The sequence below is a fragment of the uncultured Arcanobacterium sp. genome, assembly GCF_947253055.1.
GTDB lineage: Bacteria > Actinomycetota > Actinomycetes > Actinomycetales > Actinomycetaceae > Arcanobacterium_A.
Genome location: NZ_CAMXYE010000101.1, coordinates 1 through 3,522 on the forward strand (window position 1 = coordinate 1; position 3,522 = coordinate 3,522).

Genomic DNA, 3,522 nt, shown 5'->3' on the forward strand with positions numbered 1-3,522 from the left:
GTTAAAAATGATGTAAATGTTACAAAAGTAATGAATGTGAATTGTGGGAATTTTGATTTATCTGTTTAAAATTGTTAGTCTTTGTTATATTCTCGTTACAGATAGGTTTTCGACACACCGTGGAGAACCTTGAAAATCGAGATAGCTTAGAGTAAGGCAATTGCGGAAGGCAAGATAGGTCATTATATGAAGCGTTTAGTGAAGAAAGCGGCTGTAGTGAGCGCCGCTTTGCTGTTACCGATATCTGCCACTGCGGTGGCCTATGCGGTGCCAGACGGCGCTGGGCAAGGTCAAACCACCGTAGCTGCTATTGAAGAAGAACTGCAACAGCTCGCAGCGGAGAGCGATAAAGCGCAAGCTAATGCGGCGCAGGCGCAGGCCGATGCGATTAAGACGCAGGGAGCGCTTTTGGCTTCGATTGACGAAGCAGTTAAGGCGCAAGAAAAGGCAGACGCCGTCAAAAAAGACTTACAGGATGCGCAGCGTAGCCTAGGATCTATTGCCCAGGCAATGTATCAGGATTCAGCTGGTAATCTGCGTGATGCTCACTATATATTTGGTGCCGATAATTTAGAGAGTGCATTGCATCGATCGCAAGCTTTTGATTTATTAGCTAGTGGCACCGATGCGAAGATTCAACGCTTTGAAGAATTGAGTAAGACTTCCGCTACTTTGCAAGCTAAGGCAGATGCAAAAGCGGCTGAGCAATCTAAGCAGGCGGAAAAAGCCGAGAGTGCGGTAGCAGCTGCGCAATCGGCAGCGGCGGCAGTAGATAAACAAATTGCCAGTGCCACTAAGCGACGAGATGCTTTAGCTGCAAAATTAGCAGCTGAGCGGGCTACTAGTGTAGAGGCGGAAAGAGCGCGTTTGGCGCAAATGGAAGCAGAGCGGGTGGCGCGTGCCAATGCGGCAGCAGCTAGTGTAGTGGAAGCTGCCCAGCAGAGCTCTCCGACTCCGATTCCGACGCCTGCCCCTGCTCCAACTCCTGCACCGGCCCCTGCTCCAACTCCTGCACCGGCCCCTGCTCCAACTCCGGCGCCGGCTCCGCAGCCCGCTGCTCCAGCTGGTTTAGGGCCACAAATTGCGGCTTATGCACAGCAGTTCTCCGGGGTTCCCTATGTATGGGGCGGAAGCACTCCGGCTGGCTGGGATTGCTCGGGATTTGTTTCCTATGTGTATCAGCATTTCGGTATTAGTTTGCCCCATAGTTCTTATATGATGTATGCCAAGTATGGGCATCTGCAGGTGCCGGCTTCGCAAGCTCGCCCCGGCGATATTATGCACTGGCCGGGTCACGTAGGAATATACGTGGGAGGCGGTATGCACATAGCGGCGCACAGCCCCGGTATGGGCACTTCGGTGAAGCCAGTTTGGGGTAATCCAATCTATCTGCGGATAGTGAACTAAGCTGAGCTAAACTACTAAGGCTTAAATAAAAGTGGGGCGGGAAAATAATTTCCCGCCCCACCTTTATATAGGCAAGAACTTATTTGGCTGATTTTTTGTAGTGGTCATCGGCAGCAGCGCGCTCATAGGAGCGAGCAATTTCTGCTTCGGCTTCTGCACGCCCTACCCAGTGGGCGCCTTCTACGGATTTACCTGGTTCTAGTTCTTTATATACTTCAAAAAAATGCTGAATTTCTAGACGGTGGAACTCGGATACGTCTTCAATTTCCGTGCGCCAAGCAGCTCTTTGATCGCTGGCGGGCACGCAGAGCACCTTGTCGTCTCCGCCGGACTCATCTGACATCCGGAACATACCGAGGGCGCGGCAGCGTATTACGCAACCGGGGAAAGTCGCTTCTTCGAGAATTACTAAGGCGTCCAAAGGATCGCCATCTTCTCCTAGCGTACCTTCGATAAATCCATAATCATCTGGATAGCGGGTAGAGGTGAAAAGTAGACGGTCTAAGCGGATACGCCCCGTTTCATGGTCGAGTTCGTACTTATTCCGGTTACCTTTCGGAATTTCAATGAGTACATCGAATTCCATTAAATCCTCCTTATTTTTAACCGGAGCAAAATTCCCGGTAGATATCTACCGCTCGGAGCGCCGCCGGCGATTTTTACAAATTTCTATCTCTTTAATCTTACCTTGCTTAGAGAGGAAAAATAGTAGTAACTGCCCTTATAATGTGCACGTTAGTACTTTTAACGCCAGGCAGTGTGGGAAAATTTGCGAATGAGTAGAACGAAAATAGCAATTTTGGCTCTAGTGAGTGTGCTGGGGCTTTATATATGTGCCGACGCCTGGGATATAGTGCCGGGATGGTACACGCTCCAAGAGCCGCAAAATAAAGCAGCTGCTTACCCGGCTCCGGAGGCAGGGGCAGCAATCGAGTCTCTGGATTTACCGAGCCGTGATTACTCAGAAATTGCTATACCGGCAGCGGCAGCTCTGCAACAGAAACTGGAGCAGCTGCAGCAAGATAAGCGAATGAGCGGGAAAGTTTCGGCAACCGTCATAGATGCTCCCAGTAAAAAAGTTCTAGCAAGTTTAGATGCGCAGCGCCCGGCAGTGCCCGCTTCTACCAATAAGATATTGACGGCGGCAGCTGCCTTGCAAGAGCTCGGGCCGGATGCGCAATTTCCTACGCAAGTGAAGCTCGCGGGCAAAAAACTCTATTTAGTGGGGGGAGGAGATATTCTCCTCGCAGCTGATAAGGGCAATAAAGATAAGGTAGTGGGCTACAGCGGATTAGGAGATCTGGCGCGGGCGGCCGCAGCGGAATTAAAAAAGAAACAAATCACTAGCGTCGATTTGGCCGTAGATGAATCACTTTTTTCTGGCCCCGATTGGGTAGATGGTTTAGGAGAGACTGAGCAAAACTGGGTTATGGAGAGTTCTCCGCTAGCAATAAATAGAAATTTTCGAGAGCCTCCTTATCCGGAGCCACATCCGGGGCAAGTAGCAGGTGAAGTCTTTCGCCAACACTTAGAGGCAGCCGGAATTGAAGTGAATTTAGTGCCGAATGCGGCTGCTCCAGAAAAAGCAACGGAAATAGCTCGGGTACTTTCGGCTCCACTGCGCGAAATTATTGAGGTCTGCTTAAAAGAATCTGATAATTCTTTGGCGGAGACACTTGGGCATCTTCTCGCAGCTGCGAAAGGTGAGCGAGCAGATTTTGTGGGAGCCGGAAAGAGTGTGAAAGCGGTGTTAGCTGAGCAAGGATACTCTCTTACCGGTATAAATTTGGCTGATTCTAGCGGTCTATCTGAGCAAAATCGCCTCACCGCTGCCTTGCTGGGGCAGGTGCTGCAAGGGGTATGGGATTGTGATAAATGTTCTTTAGCAGCTTTACCGGCGGGATTGCCGGTGGCTTCTCTAAAAGGGACTCTGCGCGATAGATTTCATAGTACCGATATGGCTGGGAAAGTGCGTGCGAAAACGGGATCTTTAGAAAACGTAAGCTCTTTAGCTGGATTTATCTATACAAAAGCTGGGCGTCCCCTTATTTTTGCTATTATTGCCGATGATATTAAACCCGGTACGCTTTATGGCGCGCGCGTGGCGATAGATGA

General features: G+C 50.1%; 3 protein-coding genes. 2 read left to right on the forward strand and 1 reads right to left on the reverse strand.

The features are described 5' to 3' along the window. The first annotated feature begins 186 nt into the window (after positions 1 to 186). Positions 187 to 1,407 carry a C40 family peptidase gene (locus Q0X35_RS06190; protein ID WP_297566591.1) on the forward strand — a complete coding sequence of 407 codons (1,221 nt, stop codon included), beginning with the start codon at positions 187 to 189 and terminating at the stop codon, positions 1,405 to 1,407. A gap of 79 nt (positions 1,408 to 1,486) precedes the next feature. Here the strand turns inward: Q0X35_RS06190 and Q0X35_RS06195 are convergent, their stop codons facing one another. Beyond that, complete coding sequence (locus Q0X35_RS06195) at positions 1,487 to 1,993, reverse strand: inorganic diphosphatase (protein WP_297566593.1); 507 nt, start codon at positions 1,991 to 1,993, stop codon at positions 1,487 to 1,489. A 189-nt stretch (positions 1,994 to 2,182) separates the two neighbouring features. Between Q0X35_RS06195 and dacB the strand changes: the two genes are divergently transcribed. Then, a partial coding sequence (gene dacB, locus Q0X35_RS06200) for a D-alanyl-D-alanine carboxypeptidase/D-alanyl-D-alanine-endopeptidase (RefSeq protein WP_297566595.1) occupies positions 2,183 to 3,522 on the forward strand: 1,340 nt, incomplete at its 3' end.